Genomic DNA, 19,359 nt, shown 5'->3' with positions numbered 1-19,359 from the left:
TAATCACTCTGCCAACCGTTTGTCTGGAGACTCCCCTACAAAGGCTGTCACATACGGGAAAAAGCTCAAAAAGAGAAGCCATAGAACATTATCCCAGTAAACGATAGTCGTTATCTTACCAGAACCATTAAATAAATCATGATGGTTATACCACACAATCATAATGAACAAGAAACTAATCGCATAGGCGGCAAATTTAACACTTTGGGTCAATAAATCATGGATGTGAATCCCTGCTGGCACCGCTAGCTGTAAAACCAACAAGGTCACGATAATAGCGATGATGCCATCCGTAAAGGCAATTAATCGCGATTTATTAATATTTTGATGACGATTATTATTTCGCAGTGTTGACACAGCAGAGGCCACACCTAACAGAATCTGCCCTAGGATTCCTGCAATTGGCCACCATGGTAAAATCAATAGCACGACAATAACGATGCCAAAACGCCACAGTACGTTTGGGCGAGAATTTCCCAGTGCATAAAACTCATGACGTTGTTCCGGATTGGCCGCACCTAAGCTATATACTAACAACGAATAGGCACCCATCCACACTAACGTTACTAAAATGAATAGACATTCAGGCCAAAAAGCTAACGGATATCGACCAACCCAAGCAGTGGCTAGAGGAAATAATGACATCACAAAAATCCACAGAGTATTAGCCAAATACACGGGAAACGTCACACGCTGGGCAGCGTTAATAATATTGTGATGAAAGTACCATGTTGCCATAATTAATAGAAAACTAGCGGTAAATGCGGCAAACGAACCTGCTTGCTTTAGAACTGCCGCCAGCGTTGCCTGCTCAGGTGGTTCAATTTCAAGGATCAGAATCGTAACCTCAATCGCAATAATCGCGTCAGAAAATCCGGTGAACCGCTCTTTATTCATCGCTCATGCCATCTCCAAATCGAAACTACTATCAGTTTAAGGTTCTTTAAGCATAGACACCACTATAAAGTGTGCCGAACAGCAATCTGAGCCAAAATAGTTGTCATCGGTAAATTAATTCGAATCGTAGCCAATATTCATCGCAAAACTTATAGTCAATAAATAATGAATGACCGCAATAGTTTCATTTGTAACGTTATTGTAATCATTGACGGCTTGAACTGTTTACACCACCCGTCTATTCTATACATAGCGCACTCGGCGCACTTGCGCTAAAAACCACATTAAAAGCTATACAGATTGGAGTCATTAAAGTGACACAGCAAGCTCAACCTTCGCAGGCTGACATCGCCCGAATGACGACCTTGTTAATTCATGGCCACCTCGCCGATATCTATGCATTACAGAAGGTCAACATGGACGTTGGCAATCTTCCAAAACTGGGTCTACGCGATATTTTACTGGTTACTCAGATTGGTTTAGAACCAGGAATCACATCTTCGAAGCTTAGCCACCTTTTCCGCATGTCGAGTCCGCTGCTTTCAACGCGGATTACTGCTCTTATGAAACTCAATTTGGTCCAGCAAGTCGAGGATACAAAAGATCGACGGGTGCACAATTTAAAGCTATTAGCTTCAGGAAAAAAAGTTTATCAGTTTTGGTACAAACGAATTGAAGCACTGGCTATCAATATCCTGATGACTCATCCACTTGAAGATATGAATCAAATGGAAGAGCGCATTGAGTTCATTCTAGAAAGTGTTCAGTCCGGCCTCATAAATTAGTTATTATATAATCTTTGCTGTTTACAATAGGCATAATTTTTACACGATTTTAAAAAATCTGCACGCTTCATCAATTGATGAGGCGTGCAGATTTTTCAATCATTTATTAAATTAACGACGTCGTGACCGACGAGCCTTTTTGATTGCTCGTTGCTTGGCCTTCGCTTGGTCGCGTTTAGCCGTTTCACGTTCCTTACGCTCACGGTTAATCTTCCAAGGATTCTGAATCAACAATGTTTGACCAGCCTGGAAGGCGTTTGAAATTACCCAGTACAATGACAACGCTGTTGGCACGGATACGGCAGTGAAGAAGATGATCACTGGCATCCCCCAAACCATCACAGCATTCATTGAGTTACTTTCCGGCTGACTCTTAACACTCAGCCAAGAACTAATGAAAGTGAAGACGGCCGCAAGGATTGGCAAAATGAAGTAAGGATCACGATCCCCAAGCTGCATCCATAAGAACGACCCCGTCTTCAATGCTGCTGTCCGATAGATTGCTTGATACAGTGCCCAAATAATTGGCATCTGAACAATCAGTGGTAAACATCCGGAAACCGGGTTATAGCCAACTTCGGCATATAATTTTCGTGTTTCCTCCTGAAGCTTTTGTTGCGTAGCTGTATCACGCGACTTATATTTCTTCTGCAACGCTGACAATTGTGGCTGAATTTCTTGCATTCGCCGCATTGACCGCGTTTGATAAATCATCAATGGCAGAATAATAATCCGGATGATCAGGGTAATCATAATGATCCCCATCCCATAACCGCCGAATACATGACTCAGCCAAATGATGAATTGACTTAAATTATACAGAATCGTGTGATCCCAAAATCCTGTACTACTGCTGGTGATTGGCTTTTTACCACACGCTGCCAAGAATAAACTGGCTGCAGCAATCATGGTCAGCGCTAATCGTCGTCGGCTTTTACGGCCGGAGCGTTTTCCGTTTGACTTCACGATTTTTTCCTCATTTACTTCATTCATTTTGATACTGCCTATGTTGCCCACTTATATTTTGCTGTAACGCTACTCTGCATCCAGCAGCTTTGCCAAACGTAACGCATGCGTCAGGTTTTCTTTGATTTCGGCCATTGATAGCCCATCAGCTGAAGGTCGCGCGATAACTAAGAAGTCGACGTCCTGACGAAGCATTGGCTTTAACTCCAACAATGACTGCCGAATTCGCCGCTTAACCCAGTTACGATGGACAGCGTTGCCAATCTTTTTACCGACAGAAATTCCGACACGAAAATGTGGCTGCTCTGGTTTATCCATTGTATAGATAACAAACTGACGGTTGGCAATCGAGTTTCTGGTTTCAAAGACCGTTTGAAATTCGCTTTCTTTTTTGATGCGGTATGACTTTCTCAATGGTCCGAATCTCCTCAACTAAAATGATTCAACGCCACAAAACCAACACTAATGGTCATCGTGGACTAAAAAAATAAAAAAGGTCACTGAAAAATATCAGTGGCCTGTTTTTATGCAGATAATACTTTTCTGCCCTTTTGGCGCCGACGTGCTAACACCTGACGGCCGTTACTTGTGCTCATCCGTTTCCGGAAACCATGGACACGTGATCGATGACGCTTCTTTGGTTGGTAAGTTCTTTTCATGTTGGATTGCACCTCCTTTGGATCGTTACGACACAGATACCTTAGTGGTGACGTGACGACACACTTGGATATCCAGCGTTACATATATGTTTGATTAGCTAAAAGCTAGCGCACGAGAAAACTCATGCAGTTCCTAAATATAATATCATAGACAGAGTTACTTGCAAACAACAAATTGTCGATTCTGGTAATTTGTGAGTCAAAAGTTATCCACAGATTGGAAAAACTAATCCACAGGTTCAGTGGATTTTAGATTTTAAAAAACGCTATTTCCACAGGATTTTAACAGCAAAATACACAAATCCACAGCCGTTTGAAAAGTTATCCACACCTCTGATTTTTTCTGTGGATAACTTTTCGAAAGCTATTGTTCTCAACGTTATTTAATCACACTCGCCGGTGGAAAACTTGTTTCACAGAAGCCAAATCCTGATTTTTCAACGCTCCTGTGGATAACCTTCACACAATCCTGTGGAACATTCGTAACTTGTTCTGTGGAACCTGTGGAAAACTCAGTTTGTTCATGCTAAAGTTGTCTTTGCAGATTTTGTTATTTCCATTTTTCGCCATAAATTATTACTATTTATGCATAATTCATTCTAGGAGGCTTCATCGGTGGTCGATAAAAACACACTCTGGGATGGTTTAAAAGAAAGTTTTCGCGCTAATTTGTCACCCGTTACCTTTAATACGTGGGTCGAATCAGCACTGCCTCTTTCTTACCAGCCGCCACGCTTCGTTTTACAAGTTCCTTCCCAGCTTCATAAAGACTACTGGGAGCGGACTCTAACCCCAAAACTGGTCGAATTTGCTTTCTCCGATTTTCAAGCTGAGTTGGAACCCGAGTACGTCATTGAGGGAGAACAACCGGCTCAGCCAACAGTAAAGGAACCTGTTACTGACACTGCCACAACTGAAGTTGTTAATCACGCAAACTCTCTAAATGACAAATACACATTTGATACATTCGTTATTGGTAAGGGGAACCAGATGGCGAATGCTGCTGCTATGGCGGTTTCTGAGGAACCTGGGACCTTGTACAACCCCTTGTTTCTTTATGGTGGTGTTGGCCTGGGTAAAACGCATTTAATGCACGCCATCGGCCATGCCATGATTGCTCGTAACCCTAATACCAACGTCATGTACGTCACCAGTGAAGAGTTCACCAATGATATGGTTATGTCGATCCGTGACAAGACTCAGGAACAATTCAGGTTGAAGTATCGGTACGTTGATTTACTCCTTGTGGACGATATTCAATTCTTTGCAGACAAGGAAGGGACTCAGGAAGAGTTCTTCCATACGTTTGAGCAACTTTACAACAATAGTAAACAAATCGTGTTGACGTCTGATCGCTTGCCCAACGAAATTCCTAAGTTACAAGACCGCTTAGTGAGCCGCTTCAAATGGGGCCTATCCGTTGACATTACGGCGCCTGACTTAGAAACACGAATTGCCATTTTACGTAATAAAGCTGAGCGTGAACAAATTGAAATTCCTGATGACGCACTCGAAATCATTGCCAGTCAGGTCAATAGTAACGTCCGTGAATTGGAAGGCGCTCTCGCACGTGTACAGGCCTATTCGCGCCTCCAAAAGAAGCCGATTGATGAAGACTTAGTTCACAATGCATTGAAGAGCCTTAACCTCGAAAGCAAACCAACACTTACGATCGAACTCATTCAACAGAAGGTTGCAAGCTACTTTGACGTTAATCTCGTCGATCTTAAAGGTAAAAAGCGGATGAAGGAAATCGTTGTCCCACGGCAAATTGCGATGTATCTAGCCCGTGAATTAACGAATTCATCCTTGCCAAAAATCGGTAAAGCCTTTGGTGGCAAAGACCACACAACCGTTTTGCATTCTTGCGACAAAATTGCAGAGAGTATTTCAAACGACGCAAAACTTGCTGAAAACATTCAGCAGCTTAAAATTGAGATACAACGCTAGTGAAAACTGGCGTATCATGGGGGCAGGACGTCGTTAGGACCTGTGGATAAGTAAATCGAAACCATCTGAGTTTTACTTGAGTTATCCACAGGTGGAAAACTTTACCAGTTCTTGAAATTCTTGGTTTTCCACAGTATCCACACTGCCTACTACTACGACTATCTTTATATCTTAAATAAGTAATGGGGCTTTGCCCCAAATTACATAAACCACTTTGGGGGACTAAGAATGAAATTTACGGTCAATCGACAAAGTTTTATTAAAAAGCTCAATGATGTTTCGCGTGCCATTTCTACAAAAACAACAATTCCGATATTAACCGGATTAAAGCTAGAAGTTACCAATAATGAAATTACCTTTACTGGATCCGATACCGACATTTCGATTGAAACCACACTCCGTGCTGATGATGAAAACGCAGAACTAAATGTTGAAGAAGCAGGTAACATTGTTTTACCAGCACGTTTCTTTGGTGAGATCGTCAAACGGTTACCAGAAGCTACGATGACCATCGCAGTTAAAGAAGGTTTTCAGGCAAACATTACATCTGGAGCAGCTGCCTTTACGATCAACGGGTTGGATGCCAATAGCTACCCGCACTTACCTGAAATTGAAAGCGATGATGAAGTAACACTGGCTGGGGATGTCTTCCGTGACATCATCAACACCACAGTTATTGCCGTTTCAAACCAAGAAAGTCGCCCAATTTTGACTGGGGTTCACTTTACTTTGGCCGGTGATCAATTTACAGCTGTTGCTACTGATTCACATCGTTTAAGTCAGCGCAAGATCACGCTGCCGACACCAGCTACGGAAACTCATGACGTAATCATCCCCGGGAAGTCCTTAGTTGAACTATCACGGATGATTGGTGAAGACAGCACTGATGTTAAAATGCGCCTCGCTGAAAACCAGGTGCTCTTCTTACTCGGTGACACATCTTTCTATTCACGTTTGTTAGAAGGAAATTATCCAGATACGTCACGCCTAATTCCTAGTGAATCTGACACGACCATGGAAATTTCAGCACCAACGTTACTATCTGCTATTGAACGTGCTTCGTTGTTATCACATGAAAGTCGTAACAACGTGGTTAAAATCACGTTGAAGGGCGAAGAAAAATCGGCCACAATTTTCGGCAACTCACCAGATGTTGGTGCTGTTGAAGAAAATCTATCGGCCATCAGCCTAGAAGGGTCAGACTTAGAGATTTCGTTTAACCCAGATTACCTGAAGGATGCGTTGCGTTCTTTTGGTCAATCACAGATTAAATTAAGCTTCACTTCGGCACTACGGCCATTCACCTTGGTACCAAGTGAGGATGAACAAAACTTTATTCAACTAATTACACCTGTGCGGACGTTTTAGTTGAATGCATAAGTAATTCAAAAAGGAGCACTCCGAGACCAAAATGCTACTGGTCTCGGAGTGCTCCTTTTTTGCGCCAAGCTTGTGAAAGTCACTTTCTGTGGCTAACGTGTTTCCGGTAATTCCAAACGACAGAACGTGGAAATTGGAAAACAACGGCAAGATTCGAAATAAAAGTCGTTTTTTAAGGCGATTTTGTCGTATTTTGCGTTTAAAGCGTCTCTTAGCCATTTTGAGGGTTCGTTAGTATCGGGTATTTAAAAAGATATAAAATCGATTATAGGGCGTAAAAACCGGTTAATTAATTGTTTTTCGGTTCTGAAAACGGTATAATAGTTACTGTAAGTAAGGGATGGTGTTGATTGTGAAAAAAGAAGTTTTAATCAAGACAGCCTTCATTACTTTGGGCCAACTGTTGAAAGAAGAATCAGTTGTTGATTCAGGCGGCCAGGCTAAGTGGTACTTACGCGAACATTCAGTGTCCGTTAATAACGAACCGGATGATCGTCGTGGTCGTAAACTTTATCCTGGTGATTCAGTGGATGTCCCAGATGTAGGGCTATTTTTTATACGGCAAAATCAGTCAGCAGACTCAACGGAAAAGGATGCGTAAATGTACCTGGAAGGTTTACACCTCAAGAATTTTCGTAATTACGCTGACCTTGACGTCAAATTTAATCAAGGTGTGAATGTGTTACTGGGCGAAAATGCACAGGGAAAGACAAACCTGCTGGAAGCAATTTACGTTTTAGCCTTGACGCGTTCGCACAGAACGGCAAATGATCGTGACTTAATTGGCTGGCAGGCTAATGAGGCCTTAGTTGCTGGTCGTGTTCATAAAACGAATACGGTTACGCCATTGGAGCTGACATTTAGCAAGAAAGGCAAAAAAGCCAAGGTGAACCACCTTGAGCAGGCTCGTTTATCGGCTTATGTGGGCAATCTTAATGTGATTTTGTTTGCTCCAGAGGATTTAGAGCTGGTTAAAGGATCGCCATCAGTGCGAAGGCATTTCATTGACCAAGAATTTGGGCAAATGAGTCCTAAGTATCTGTATAACGCTGGTCAGTATCGTTCAATTTTGCGACAGCGGAATAATTACTTGCGGCAATTGCAACGTAAACAGGCTAAGGATTTGGTTTATCTCGGTGTGTTGAGTGACCAACTAGCGGCGTTTGGTGCTGAAATTGTTGCCGCACGGTTGAATTTTCTTGATCAACTAGCCGTTTGGGCGCAACAAGTGCATAAAGTGATTTCACAAGAGCGCGAAGAACTCGCGTTTGAATACGTTAACCAGATTAAAGCAACGCGCGAACAAAGTGTCGATACGTTGTACAAGGCGTATCAGGAACAGTTTGAGCGACAACAAGCGAAGGAAATCGAGCAAGGGACGACATTAATTGGCCCTCACCGCGATGACCTTCACTTCATGGTTAACGGTAAAAATGTCCAGACATTTGGCTCACAAGGTCAGCAACGAACGACGGCATTATCTGTGAAACTAGCTGAAATTGATTTGATGAAGGCAATCACAGGTGAATATCCAGTGTTGTTACTAGATGACGTCCTGAGTGAACTGGATGATGCAAGACAGACACACCTGTTACGGTCTATTCAAGACAAGGTGCAAACCTTTCTAACCACCACATCGTTAAGCGGTATTGCCCGTAAACTGATCAATGACCCGACGATATTTAATATCGCTAGCGGTCATTTAAGTCAGGATGAATCATTATCATCAAGCGATGGTAGTGATAGTCAAAACGGTAACGATGGACAGGAACCAAAACAGGAGTAAGTAACAAGTTAGTAAGCAGCAGTTTTTGAGCAACGTGGTTAACGGTCCGTTTTTAGATGCTGGACCACGTTTGAGGAGGAATTACTTTGGCTGAACAAGACGACGAGCAAAAGTTAACGCAAGCGGAACGCGAACGTGTGGAACAGGCAGAGGCTGACCAAGCATCAAAGGTTGCTTCTGGCGATGCCAACCAACGTGAAGCTGAAGCTGGTCAGTATAATGCTGATCAAATTCAGGTTTTGGAAGGCCTTGAAGCCGTTCGTAAACGTCCCGGAATGTACATTGGGACGACCAGTTCTCAAGGACTGCACCACCTTGTGTGGGAAATTGTCGATAACGGGATTGATGAAGCGTTAGCCGGTTTCGCTAATGAAATTAATGTGGTTGTCGAAAAGGACAATTCCATTACTGTGACGGATAACGGTCGTGGGATTCCAGTCGATATCCAAAAGAAAACGGGTAAACCAGCGCTGGAAACCGTTTATACAATTTTGCACGCCGGTGGTAAGTTTGGCGGTGGCGGTTATAAGGTTTCTGGTGGTCTGCACGGGGTTGGTGCGTCCGTTGTTAACGCCTTGTCCACTGAATTGGACGTTAAGGTTATGCGAAATGGCAAAATCTATTACATGGATTTTGATACTGGTCACGTTAAGACACCAATGAAGATCATCGGCGATTCAGAACCGCATGCTCATGGAACCATTGTCCACTTTAAGCCGGATCCGGATATTTTCCGTGAAACAACGGTTTATGACATTAAAGTCTTGACGACTCGGATTCGTGAACTGGCCTTTTTGAACAAGGGCTTACGAATTACGATTGCCGATAATCGCCCAGAAACGCCGACCAAACAAGATTTCCACTATGAAGGTGGAATTAAGGAATACGTTAAGTTCTTGGATGATGGCAAAGATGTTTTGTTCGAGGATCCTGTTTACGTTGAAGGAACTCAAAACAACATCGTGGTCGAAGTCAGCCTGCAATACACTGACGATTTCCACAGCAATTTACTAACGTTCACCAACAACATTCACACCTATGAAGGTGGAACTCATGAAACTGGGTTTAAATCAGCGCTGACACGAGTAATTAATGACTACGCACATAAGAGTGGTCAGTTGAAGGATAACGACGATCCGTTGTCTGGGGATGATGTTCGTGAAGGTCTGACGGCCGTTGTTTCAATCAAACACCCAGATCCACAGTTTGAGGGTCAAACGAAGACTAAGTTGGGTAATTCAGATGCCCGGACCGCCACTGATCATTTGTTTAGTGACACATTCAGTCGGTTCATGATGGAAAATCCGGACACGGCTCGTAAAATCGTGGACAAGGGTATTTTGGCCTCGAAAGCGCGGGTTGCTGCCAAACGGGCACGTGAAGTTACACGGAAAAAGTCAGGTCTGGAAATTTCAAACCTGCCTGGTAAGTTAGCGGATAACACCTCTAAGGATCCAACAATTTCAGAATTATTCATCGTCGAAGGTGATTCGGCCGGTGGTTCAGCTAAGCAAGGTCGGTCACGGTTAACGCAGGCAATTCTGCCAATTCGTGGGAAGATTTTGAACGTTGAAAAGGCTAGTTTGGATCGTGTCTTAGCCAATGAAGAAATTCGGTCATTATTTACCGCATTAGGAACTGGTTTTGGTGAAGATTTCGATATTTCAAAGGCTAATTACCATAAGCTAATCATCATGACCGATGCCGATGTCGATGGTGCCCACATTCGGACACTGTTGCTGACATTGTTCTACCGGTTTATGCGGCCAATGATCGACGCTGGTTATGTTTACATTGCGCAGCCACCGTTGTACCGAGTTGCTCAAGGTAAGATGATGCGCTATATCGACTCAGATGATGAACTAAACACGATTTTAGGTCAGTTGCCACCGTCTCCAAAGCCAATGATTCAGCGGTATAAAGGGCTTGGTGAAATGGATGCTGAACAACTTTGGGAAACAACAATGGATCCTGAAAAACGCCGTTTGTTACGAGTTGATCCACAAGATGCTATTGAAGCAGATCAGATTTTCACCATGTTGATGGGTGATAAAGTTGAGCCACGTCGGAAGTTTATCGAGGATAACGCTAAGTTCGTTGAAAACCTTGATGCTTAATTTGTTTGTGTGAATTAAAGTACTAGAGCGCCGACGTAAGAACGAAGACAAAGGAGTAGCGAAATGAGCGAAGATTTACCAAGTCGCATCACCGACGTCAATTTGTCGCAAACGATGCGGACATCATTTTTGGATTATGCGATGTCCGTTATTGTCGCCCGGGCGCTGCCAGATGTTCGTGACGGAATGAAGCCGGTTCACCGCCGGATTTTGTACGATATGCATGAGCTTGGCAATACACCGGATAAGCCCTATAAAAAGTCCGCCAGAATTGTTGGTGACGTTTTAGGTAAGTATCACCCACATGGTGACAGCGCCGTGTACGAATCCATGGTGCGAATGGCACAAGATTTTAGTTACCGGTATATGTTAGTTGACGGTCACGGGAACTTCGGTTCTGTCGATGGTGACGGTGCGGCTGCTATGCGTTACACGGAAGTGCGGATGAGTAAGATTGCACTGGAAATGTTACGTGATATCAATAAAAATACGATTGATTTCCAAGACAACTATGACGGTACAGAACGTGAACCAACAGTATTGCCAGCGCGGTTCCCTAACCTGTTAGTTAACGGTGCTTCAGGGATTGCCGTGGGGATGGCGACGAGTATTCCACCGCATAACTTGGCTGAAGTTATCAAGGGAATCCACATTTTGATGGACAACCCTGATGCCACAACGGCTGATCTGATGGAAGCCATTCCGGGACCAGACTTCCCAACTGGTGCGATCGTTATGGGTAAGGCTGGTATTCGGAAGGCTTACGAAACGGGTAAGGGATCCATTACCGTGCGTTCAAAAGTTGACATCGAAACGCAAAAAAACGGCAAGGAACGCATCATCGTGACCGAATTGCCATACATGGTCAACAAGGCCCGATTGATTGAGCATATCGCTGAATTAGCACGTGACAAACGCATCGAAGGTATCACGGATATCAACGATGAATCTGATCGTGAAGGTATGCGGATTGTGATTGACGCGCGTCGAGACTTTTCTGCGTCCGTTATTTTGAATAATTTGTACAAGATGACGATGTTGCAAACCTCATTCAGCTTCAACATGTTGGCTATTGAAGATGGCACGCCGAAAGTTCTTAGTCTTAAGCAAATTTTGATTGACTACTTGCGGCATCAAGAAAGTGTTATCCGTCGTCGGACTGAGTTTGATTTAAAGCGTGCTCAGGCGCGGGCGCACATTCTTGAAGGTTTGCGGATCGCTTTAGACCACATTGATGCCATTATTTCGATTATTCGTAATTCACAAACGGCTGATGTTGCCAAAGCTCAGTTAATGAACAACTATTCGTTGTCTGATAAACAGGCGCAAGCCATTTTGGACATGCGGCTTGTTCGGTTAACTGGTTTGGAACGTGGCAAAATTGAAGATGAATACACTGGGTTGATGAAAGATATCGCTGACTACAAGGATATCTTGGCCCATGATTCACGGATCAACGAAATCATCTACCAAGAACTACTTGAAATTCAGACTAAGTTTGGTGACAAACGCCGGACTGAGTTACAGGTCGGTGACATTTCGAATATTGAAGACGAAGATTTAATCGAAGAAGAAGACGTCATTGTGACGTTGACCCACAATGGTTATATCAAACGTCTACCAACAACCGAGTTTAAGGCTCAACATCGTGGTGGCCGTGGAGTTCAAGGTATGAACGTTCATGATGACGACTTCATTGAACACCTGATTTCTACGTCGACTCATGACCGGTTGATGATGTTTACCAACACGGGGAAAGTCTATGCCATGAAGGGCTACGAAATTCCTGAATACGGCCGAACAGCTAAGGGAATTCCAGTGATCAACTTACTTGGCGTGGATGCCGGTGAACGTATTCAAGCGGTGATCAACGTCAAGGGTGGTCCGGATGAGAGCAATAATTATTTGTTCTTCACGACGGTTCATGGTGTGGTTAAACGCACGGCTGTTAGTGAGTTCAGTAATATCCGGAGTAACGGACTGAAGGCCATTAATTTGCACGATGGTGATGAATTGATGAATGTTTCCATCACGGATGGTCATCAAAACATGATTATCGGAACACACCTTGGTTACGCGGTATCGTTTGCAGAAGATGCTGTTCGTGACATGGGTCGTTCTGCAGCCGGAGTTCGCGGAATTCGTTTGCGTGATGACGACTTTGTTGTTGGTGCTGACGTGTTGAAGCCGGACAGTCATGTGCTTGTTATTAGCGAGAAGGGTTACGGTAAACAAACTAAGGCCAGCGAATACCCAATTAAGGGTCGCGGTGGTAAAGGGATTAAGACTGTTAACGTGACAGCTAAGAATGGGCCATTGACTGGATTAACGACGGTTAATGGCACAGAAGATATCATGCTAGTGACTAACAAGGGTGTTATGATCCGCTTTAGCATCGATTCTGTTTCTGAAACAGGCCGTGCAGCGCTTGGGGTTCATTTGATTCGAATCGATGAAGATGCCTCAGTAGCGACGATGGCCAAAGTAGAACCTGAAATCGAGGACGAAGATGATTCAGCTAGTGCGACACCAACTGATGGTGATAACACAGTGCCATCATCTTCAAGCGAGAATGTTGATTCGACGACACCAGTAGCAGGCGATGAACCAGCCGGTGACGCTGATGCACAGGTCAACGAATTGTTGAAACGTGCTGAAGCTGATCAGGATGATACATCTGATGATGCTGATGACGACAACGACTAAAAAGCACAATTAATAAAAGCATCGCGAATAAAATCGCGGTGCTTTTTTATTTACTCAGTAGCTGTCGATTGCTTTTGCGATGCTAATCCTAGACAATAAAAGCGAATTATAAATTCTAGCTAAGGATGTGATACTGCATGAGTGATTCAAAAAAGATTCTCGTTGTGACGACAGAACGGATCCCTGGTCAAGAGTATGAAGTTATTGGTGAAGTGTTTGGGTTAACAACACAATCCAAAAATGTTGTGCGTAATATTGGTGCTGGTTTGAAAAACATCGTTGGTGGTGAAATTAAAGCCTATACTGAGTTGCTCAGTGAGGCACGGGATATTGCAGTGGATCGATTGAGAGAAAATGCTGCGGCGATGGGTGCTGATGCTGTAGTCATGATGCGCTATGACTCGGATTCAATTAGCCAAGACATGGAGACTGTCGCAGCTTATGGAACGGCTGTTAAATTTAAGTAGCGAGTAATTAAGATAAAAAAATCAACGACAACAAACATTTGTTGTCGTTTTGCGTATGTTATAGGTGTGTGAACGAACAACAGGCGTTGCGGATTAGGAGTTCTGTGGTAAGACAAAATAACCTTTCAGTGTTTGTAACGTGGCCTGTATACATCGATCAGTTACGTCAAACGCCATAAGCTATCCCTTGTTATTTAAGCTTTGCCATGCTATACTTTTAGTTCGTGAGCGTTCGCCATTCTGGTGAATGACTCCTTACCCGTTTGAAAAATAGCGGGTCAAAAGTCCATAAGGAGGTAGACAGTCAATGTTAGCAACTAAGTATGAAATTACTTATATTGTTCGCCCAGATCTTGACAGTGAAGCTAAGCAAGCCTTAGTTGAACGTTTCGACAAGATCTTGACAGACAATGGTGCACAAATTGCTGATTCAAAAGACTGGTCAACTCGTCGCTTTGCGTACGAAATTGGAGGCTTCAACGAAGGTACTTACCACGTTGTAAACCTAACCACTGACCAGGCTGAAGCTTTAAACGAATTTGATCGTTTGGCTAAAATCAGCGATGGCATCTTGCGTCACATGATCGTTAAACGTGACGACAAGTAAACAAAACAAAAATTTTAAGAGAGGAGCACTACAACTATGATTAATCGCGCAGTTCTTACCGGACGCTTAACCCGTGACCCTGAAGTTCGTTACACACAATCAGGAGCAGCTGTTGGTTCATTTACGTTGGCAGTGGACCGTCAGTTCACTAACCAACAGGGCCAACGAGAGGCTGATTTCATCAACTGTGTAATCTGGCGTAAGTCAGCGGAAAACTTCGCTAACTTCACGCATAAGGGTTCACTAGTTGGTATCGAGGGCCGGATTCAAACCCGGAACTACGAGAACCAACAGGGCCAGCGCGTTTACGTCACTGAAGTGGTCGTCGAAAACTTTGCCTTACTAGAATCCCGTTCTCAATCTGATCAACGGACTTCCGGTAACACAAACGACAACGGCGGCTACAATAATAATGCTCCTCAATCAGGAAGCGCCAATCCGTTTGGCGGCACTGGTAATAATGGCGGGAACAATGCGGGTAATGCTGCACCTTCCAGTCAAACAAGCCAGGCTCCTGCCGATCCTTTCGCTGGTAACGGTGAAAGCATTGACATTTCGGATGACGACCTTCCATTCTAGTCTCAGAAGATAGGAGGATCATATCATGGCAGATCAACGTCGTCGTGGTGGTAACCGTCGTCGCCGTAAGGTAGACTTCATCGCCGCAAACCACATCGAATACATCGATTACAAAGACACTGAATTGTTGCAACGGTTCATCTCAGAACGAGGCAAGATTTTACCTCGTCGGGTGACTGGTACGTCCGCTAAGAACCAACGTCGTTTGACGGTGGCAATCAAGCGTTCACGGATCATGGGATTGCTTCCATTCGTAGCCGAAGACTAATCAATGTTTTATCAAACAGCCCTTTTAGGGGGCTGTTTTTTTTAGTCTTTAGGTTTGACAATTTCATTATCCACAGACTGTCGTGTGCTGTGTATTGGTCACATTAGATGTGATAAACTGGTAACAGTGTAACGGTACCGAAGTACTTTACTGGTAGCAATACTTTATAGAAAGGAACGAACAACATGAGACAATTACTCGCAAGATTTCGTTTGCCCGTTTTCATGCAAAACACGCGTTTGCGGTGGATTGCATTTTATGGGTTGGCGTTAGGCCTGTTGGGCGTTATTACAGCGTTTATGTTGAATTGGATATTTGGGCTCATTGTGCTGATTGCGGCCGTTGTCGTGTTGGTCGTGATTTTCAATACTCTGCAGGAGATCAGTATCGATACGCAAGAGTTCATCGCCGATTTATCCTATCGCATTAAACGTGGTGAACAGGAAGCACTGATTGAAATGCCAATGGGCGTGCTGATTTTCAATGATCATCAACGCGTCGCCTGGATTAATCCATATTTACAGGCCTATTTTGGCGATACAGAAGTGTTAGGGAAGAGCATTGCCAGCGTGGATCAAACGTTGGCTGATGCGATTGAAACACACGCAAAAGATGAAACATACAGTACGATTACGTGGGCTGATAAGCAATTTTACTTGCTGGTTCAACCAGAATTAAACGTTGTGTACCTGATGGATGTCAGTCATTACGCGCAGATTGAACGTGACTACCATAATGAACAACTTGTTCTTGGAATTATTTCATTGGATAACTATGATGAAGTGACTCAAAGCATGAGTGATTCAGATATTTCAACACTTCGTAATTATGTGACAAGCACACTGACAGACTGGACTAAAGATTTCAATACGTACCTGCGCCGTTTGAATTCAGATCATTATCTATTAGTTGGCCATTTGAGTGACTTGGAAAATTTGGAAGCTGATAAGTTTAAGATTCTCGACACGATTCGTGAAACCACTTCTAAACAGAACTATCCGCTCACTTTGTCCATGGGATTAGCTTATGGACAGAAAGATATCAATCGTCTGGCTAGCCTAGCTCAGAGTAATTTGGATTTAGCCCTTGGTCGTGGTGGTGACCAGGTCGTTGTTAAAGCTGAAAATGAGGAAGCCCGTTTTTACGGCGGTAAGACGAACCCAATGGAAAAACGGACGCGTGTGCGTGCCAGAATGATTTCTCAGGCGTTACAGGAATTATTCAGTCAATCGGACCAGATATTTGTTGCTGGTCACCGAACGCCTGATATGGACTCATTAGGGGCATGCCTGGGGATTAGACGGATTGCACAGATGAACGGTAAGAAATGTTGGATTATTCTGGATGAGGCACAACAGTCCCATTCTGATATTCAACGTTTGTTACAGTCCATTGATAATTATTCAGAAGTAAAAGATGCAATCATCACGCCGGCAGATGCTGCTAATCGGGCCACTGATCAAAGTTTATTGATTATGGTGGATCATTCCAAGCCATCCATGTCGATGGCTGAGAGTGTGTATGACAAGCTTCAGAATCGAACTGTGATTATTGATCATCATCGACGGGGTGAAGAATTTCCTGAAAACCCAATTTTGGTTTACATTGAGCCTTATGCAAGTTCAACTTGTGAGTTGATTACAGAGATGTTAGAGTATCAACCACAGGAAGCAAACGCAATGAACAAAATTGAAGCGACAGCAATGCTATCCGGGATTGAAATTGATACTAAAAACTTCACGAACCATACTGGTACGCGAACGTTTGACGCAGCTAGCTACTTGCGGTCAGCTGGTGCTGATGCAGAGCTGATTGTTCAATTTAATAAGGAAAATCCGGACAGTTACATGCAACGTAATCACCTCATTAGTCGAGTTGAACTGATTAATGAGAATGTGGCATTGATTGCTGGAGAAGACGGTACCACATACGATTCGGTAACGGCGGCCCAAGCTGCTGATTCATTGCTAAATATGGCAGGTGTTGAAGCCTCGTTTGTTATTACCCAACGTGCTGACAACCGGGTTGGTATCTCTGCTCGTTCTACTGGTGAGGTTAACGTGCAGGTCATTATGGAACAAATGGGCGGTGGCGGTCATTTACAAAACGCAGCCACACAGATTGAAAATCAAAGTGTTACCGAAGTTCGTCAAGAATTATTGAACATTCTCAATAATCAGGCGGCAGAAGCGACACAGGATGCAAAGGAGTAACAACGATGAAAGTTATTTTTACGCAGGATGTTCGTGGCCGTGGCAAACGCGGTGAAGTCAAAGAAGTACCAGATGGGTTTGCTCAAAATTTCTTGATTAAGACAGGTAAGGCAAAAGCGGCAACCGCAACTGCCATGAGCCAACTAAAAGGCCAGCAACGTGCTGAAGCTCGCGAAGAAGCAGCTGAATTAGCAACGGCTCAGGAATTGAAACAGAAATTAGAGGCTGATGAAACAGTTGTTGAAATTAAGGCCAAAGCTGGTTCAGATAGTCGTTTATTTGGTTCAATTCCTTCAAAGCAGATTGCTCAGGCGTTAAATCAACAATTCAATATTAAGTTAGATAAGCACAAGATCGAATTGCCGGATCCAATTCGGGTGCTCGGTTATACAAATGTACCAGTTAAACTACACAGCCAAGTGACCGCGAAGATTCGTGTGCACGTGGTTGAACAATAGTTATTAAGGTATTTTGACCGCACTATTTCCCGGGAAATGGTGCGTTTTGTTATTTTGGTTCAGAATCAAGTGGAGATAGCATGGATAATGTAGATTTGCGGGAACAAACCCCGCCACAAAACATTGAAGCAGAGCAGGCCGTATTGGGGGCCATTTTTTTAAGTAATGACGCCATGCCTGAAGCGATGGAATATCTCCAAGCTGAGGACTTTTACCGTCGAGCGCATCAGATTATTTTTCAAACGATGATTGATTTGAATAATAATGGTACAGTCGTTGATGCTGTGACAGTTAACGATGCCCTGACTGCCAACGCACAAATTGATGACGTTGGTGGGGTGACTTACATTGCCGAGTTGGCACAGGCAGTGCCAACTGCGGCTAATGTCGTTTACTATGCCAAGATTGTTCAAGAGAAGGCTTTGCTACGTCGCTTGATAAAGACGGCGACGGACATTGTTACCCGTTCGTACAACGAAGAGGATGATGTTTCGACACTGCTTGAAAATGCTGAGACAGAAATCATGAAGGTGGCCGACGATCGTAATAGTGGTGGGTTTAAACCGATTGCGGACGTATTAAATCAGGCTATGAACACCGTTAATGAGTTATCAAAGAATGGCGACGAAATTACTGGTTTGGCTACGGGCTTCCATGAACTAGACAAGATGACGACTGGATTTCATGATGATGAATTGATTATTCTTGCTGCTCGTCCTGGTGTTGGTAAAACAGCGTTTGTTCTGAATATCGCTGAAAATGTGGCAACAAAGACGAATAAGACGGTGGCCTTGTTCAGTCTTGAAATGGGCGCTGAATCATTAGTCAACCGGATGCTTTGTGCTGAGGGCAGTATCGATGCAAACCATTTGAGAACAGGTCAGCTGACTGATGAGGAATGGCAGAACCTCGTTGTGGCCATGGGCGCGCTATCTAAGACCAGTGTTTACATTGATGACACACCCGGTAACCGGATGGCTGAAATCAGTGCAAAGTGCCGTCGCTTGGCCAAAGAACATGATCTAGGGATTATTATTGTCGATTACCTTCAGTTGATTGAAGGTGGGAACAAAGAAAACCGGCAACAAGAAGTTTCTGATATTTCCCGTCAGTTAAAAAAATTGGCTAAGGAATTACGTGTGCCAGTTATTGCTTTGTCACAGCTATCTCGTGGTTTGGAACAACGTCAGGATAAACGACCAGTGTTATCTGATATTCGTGAATCTGGTTCAATCGAACAGGATGCCGATATTGTTGCCTTCCTGTACCGTGATGACTACTATGAACGTGACAACGATGATGAGGATAATGACAACGATCCACGTGATGATGAGGATCAAAACGTTGGGGAAGTTGAAGTCATTATTGAAAAGAACCGTTCTGGTGCCCGGGGAACTGTCAAATTACTATTTGTTAAATCGTATAACAAGTTCTCAAACATTGCGTATAACGCGCAAAACTAGAGTGACAACCAATAAAACGGGCGTGCATCGATGACGATGTACACCCGTTTATCAGTAC

The 19,359-nt window shown here is 43.7% G+C and carries 18 protein-coding genes; 14 read left to right on the top strand and 4 right to left on the bottom strand.

Annotation, left to right across the window (positions count from 1 at the left end):
- Window positions 1-3: 3 nt before the first annotated feature.
- Window positions 4-897, bottom strand: coding sequence for a TMEM175 family protein (locus tag GB993_RS00495; protein WP_161002634.1), 894 nt, complete (start codon window positions 895-897; stop codon window positions 4-6).
- Window positions 898-1,211: 314 nt separating this feature from the next.
- On the opposite strand from GB993_RS00495, the gene GB993_RS00490 reads away from it, so the two are divergent.
- A complete protein-coding gene (locus GB993_RS00490) occupies window positions 1,212-1,682 on the top strand; it encodes a helix-turn-helix domain-containing protein (RefSeq protein WP_161002633.1) in 471 nt (156 codons plus the stop codon).
- A 111-nt stretch (window positions 1,683-1,793) separates the two neighbouring features.
- On the opposite strand, the gene yidC is transcribed toward GB993_RS00490, so the two are convergent.
- From yidC to rpmH, 3 genes are all read right to left on the bottom strand, one after another.
- Window positions 1,794-2,675 (bottom strand): membrane protein insertase YidC, encoded by an 882-nt coding sequence (gene yidC / locus GB993_RS00485; protein ID WP_431188871.1) that lies wholly within the window; start codon window positions 2,673-2,675, stop codon window positions 1,794-1,796.
- A 42-nt stretch (window positions 2,676-2,717) separates the two neighbouring features.
- Window positions 2,718-3,062, bottom strand: a complete 345-nt coding sequence (gene rnpA / locus GB993_RS00480; protein ID WP_017262430.1) for a ribonuclease P protein component — start codon at window positions 3,060-3,062, stop codon at window positions 2,718-2,720.
- Window positions 3,063-3,172: 110 nt separating this feature from the next.
- The gene (rpmH, locus tag GB993_RS00475) at window positions 3,173-3,307 is read right to left on the bottom strand and encodes a 50S ribosomal protein L34 (RefSeq protein ID WP_011668979.1); all 135 of its coding nucleotides are present in this window, start codon (window positions 3,305-3,307) and stop codon (window positions 3,173-3,175) included.
- Between the two features lie 615 nt (window positions 3,308-3,922).
- Between rpmH and dnaA the strand changes: the two genes are divergently transcribed.
- The 13 genes from dnaA to dnaB all read left to right on the top strand — a co-directional run bounded on the left by dnaA (window position 3,923) and on the right by dnaB (window position 19,301).
- Window positions 3,923-5,257, top strand: coding sequence for a chromosomal replication initiator protein DnaA (dnaA, locus tag GB993_RS00470; protein ID WP_161002632.1), 1,335 nt, complete (start codon window positions 3,923-3,925; stop codon window positions 5,255-5,257).
- 228 nt (window positions 5,258-5,485) lie between these two features.
- Window positions 5,486-6,625, top strand: coding sequence for a DNA polymerase III subunit beta (dnaN, locus tag GB993_RS00465; RefSeq protein ID WP_161002631.1), 1,140 nt, complete (start codon window positions 5,486-5,488; stop codon window positions 6,623-6,625).
- Between the two features lie 364 nt (window positions 6,626-6,989).
- On the top strand, window positions 6,990-7,238 hold the full coding sequence (yaaA, locus tag GB993_RS00460; protein ID WP_347877332.1) for a S4 domain-containing protein YaaA: 249 nt from the start codon (window positions 6,990-6,992) through the stop codon (window positions 7,236-7,238).
- Complete coding sequence (recF, locus tag GB993_RS00455) at window positions 7,239-8,423, top strand: DNA replication/repair protein RecF (protein ID WP_161002629.1); 1,185 nt, start codon at window positions 7,239-7,241, stop codon at window positions 8,421-8,423.
- Between the two features lie 86 nt (window positions 8,424-8,509).
- A complete protein-coding gene (gene gyrB, locus GB993_RS00450) occupies window positions 8,510-10,540 on the top strand; it encodes a DNA topoisomerase (ATP-hydrolyzing) subunit B (RefSeq protein WP_162853997.1) in 2,031 nt (676 codons plus the stop codon).
- Between the two features lie 63 nt (window positions 10,541-10,603).
- Window positions 10,604-13,246: a DNA gyrase subunit A gene (gene gyrA, locus GB993_RS00445; RefSeq protein ID WP_161002628.1), complete on the top strand. Its 2,643-nt coding sequence runs from the start codon at window positions 10,604-10,606 to the stop codon at window positions 13,244-13,246.
- 137 nt (window positions 13,247-13,383) lie between these two features.
- On the top strand, window positions 13,384-13,713 hold the full coding sequence (locus tag GB993_RS00440; RefSeq protein ID WP_161002627.1) for a heavy metal-binding domain-containing protein: 330 nt from the start codon (window positions 13,384-13,386) through the stop codon (window positions 13,711-13,713).
- A gap of 307 nt (window positions 13,714-14,020) precedes the next feature.
- Window positions 14,021-14,320 (top strand): 30S ribosomal protein S6, encoded by a 300-nt coding sequence (rpsF, locus tag GB993_RS00435; RefSeq protein WP_017262422.1) that lies wholly within the window; start codon window positions 14,021-14,023, stop codon window positions 14,318-14,320.
- Between the two features lie 36 nt (window positions 14,321-14,356).
- Window positions 14,357-14,899: a single-stranded DNA-binding protein gene (gene ssb / locus GB993_RS00430; RefSeq protein ID WP_161002010.1), complete on the top strand. Its 543-nt coding sequence runs from the start codon at window positions 14,357-14,359 to the stop codon at window positions 14,897-14,899.
- A gap of 25 nt (window positions 14,900-14,924) precedes the next feature.
- Window positions 14,925-15,167, top strand: coding sequence for a 30S ribosomal protein S18 (gene rpsR / locus GB993_RS00425; protein ID WP_017262420.1), 243 nt, complete (start codon window positions 14,925-14,927; stop codon window positions 15,165-15,167).
- Window positions 15,168-15,352: 185 nt separating this feature from the next.
- Window positions 15,353-17,380, top strand: coding sequence for a DHH family phosphoesterase (locus GB993_RS00420; protein ID WP_161002626.1), 2,028 nt, complete (start codon window positions 15,353-15,355; stop codon window positions 17,378-17,380).
- 5 nt (window positions 17,381-17,385) lie between these two features.
- Window positions 17,386-17,838, top strand: a complete 453-nt coding sequence (gene rplI / locus GB993_RS00415; protein WP_017262418.1) for a 50S ribosomal protein L9 — start codon at window positions 17,386-17,388, stop codon at window positions 17,836-17,838.
- Window positions 17,839-17,918: 80 nt separating this feature from the next.
- Window positions 17,919-19,301, top strand: coding sequence for a replicative DNA helicase (gene dnaB / locus GB993_RS00410; protein WP_161002008.1), 1,383 nt, complete (start codon window positions 17,919-17,921; stop codon window positions 19,299-19,301).
- Window positions 19,302-19,359 lie beyond the last annotated feature (58 nt).

The sequence above is a fragment of the Furfurilactobacillus milii genome (assembly GCF_009864005.1).
GTDB classification, from domain to species: domain Bacteria; phylum Bacillota; class Bacilli; order Lactobacillales; family Lactobacillaceae; genus Furfurilactobacillus; species Furfurilactobacillus rossiae_B.
The sequence above is the reverse complement of the archived record's forward strand: the minus strand, read 5'-3'. Positions and strand labels throughout refer to the sequence as shown.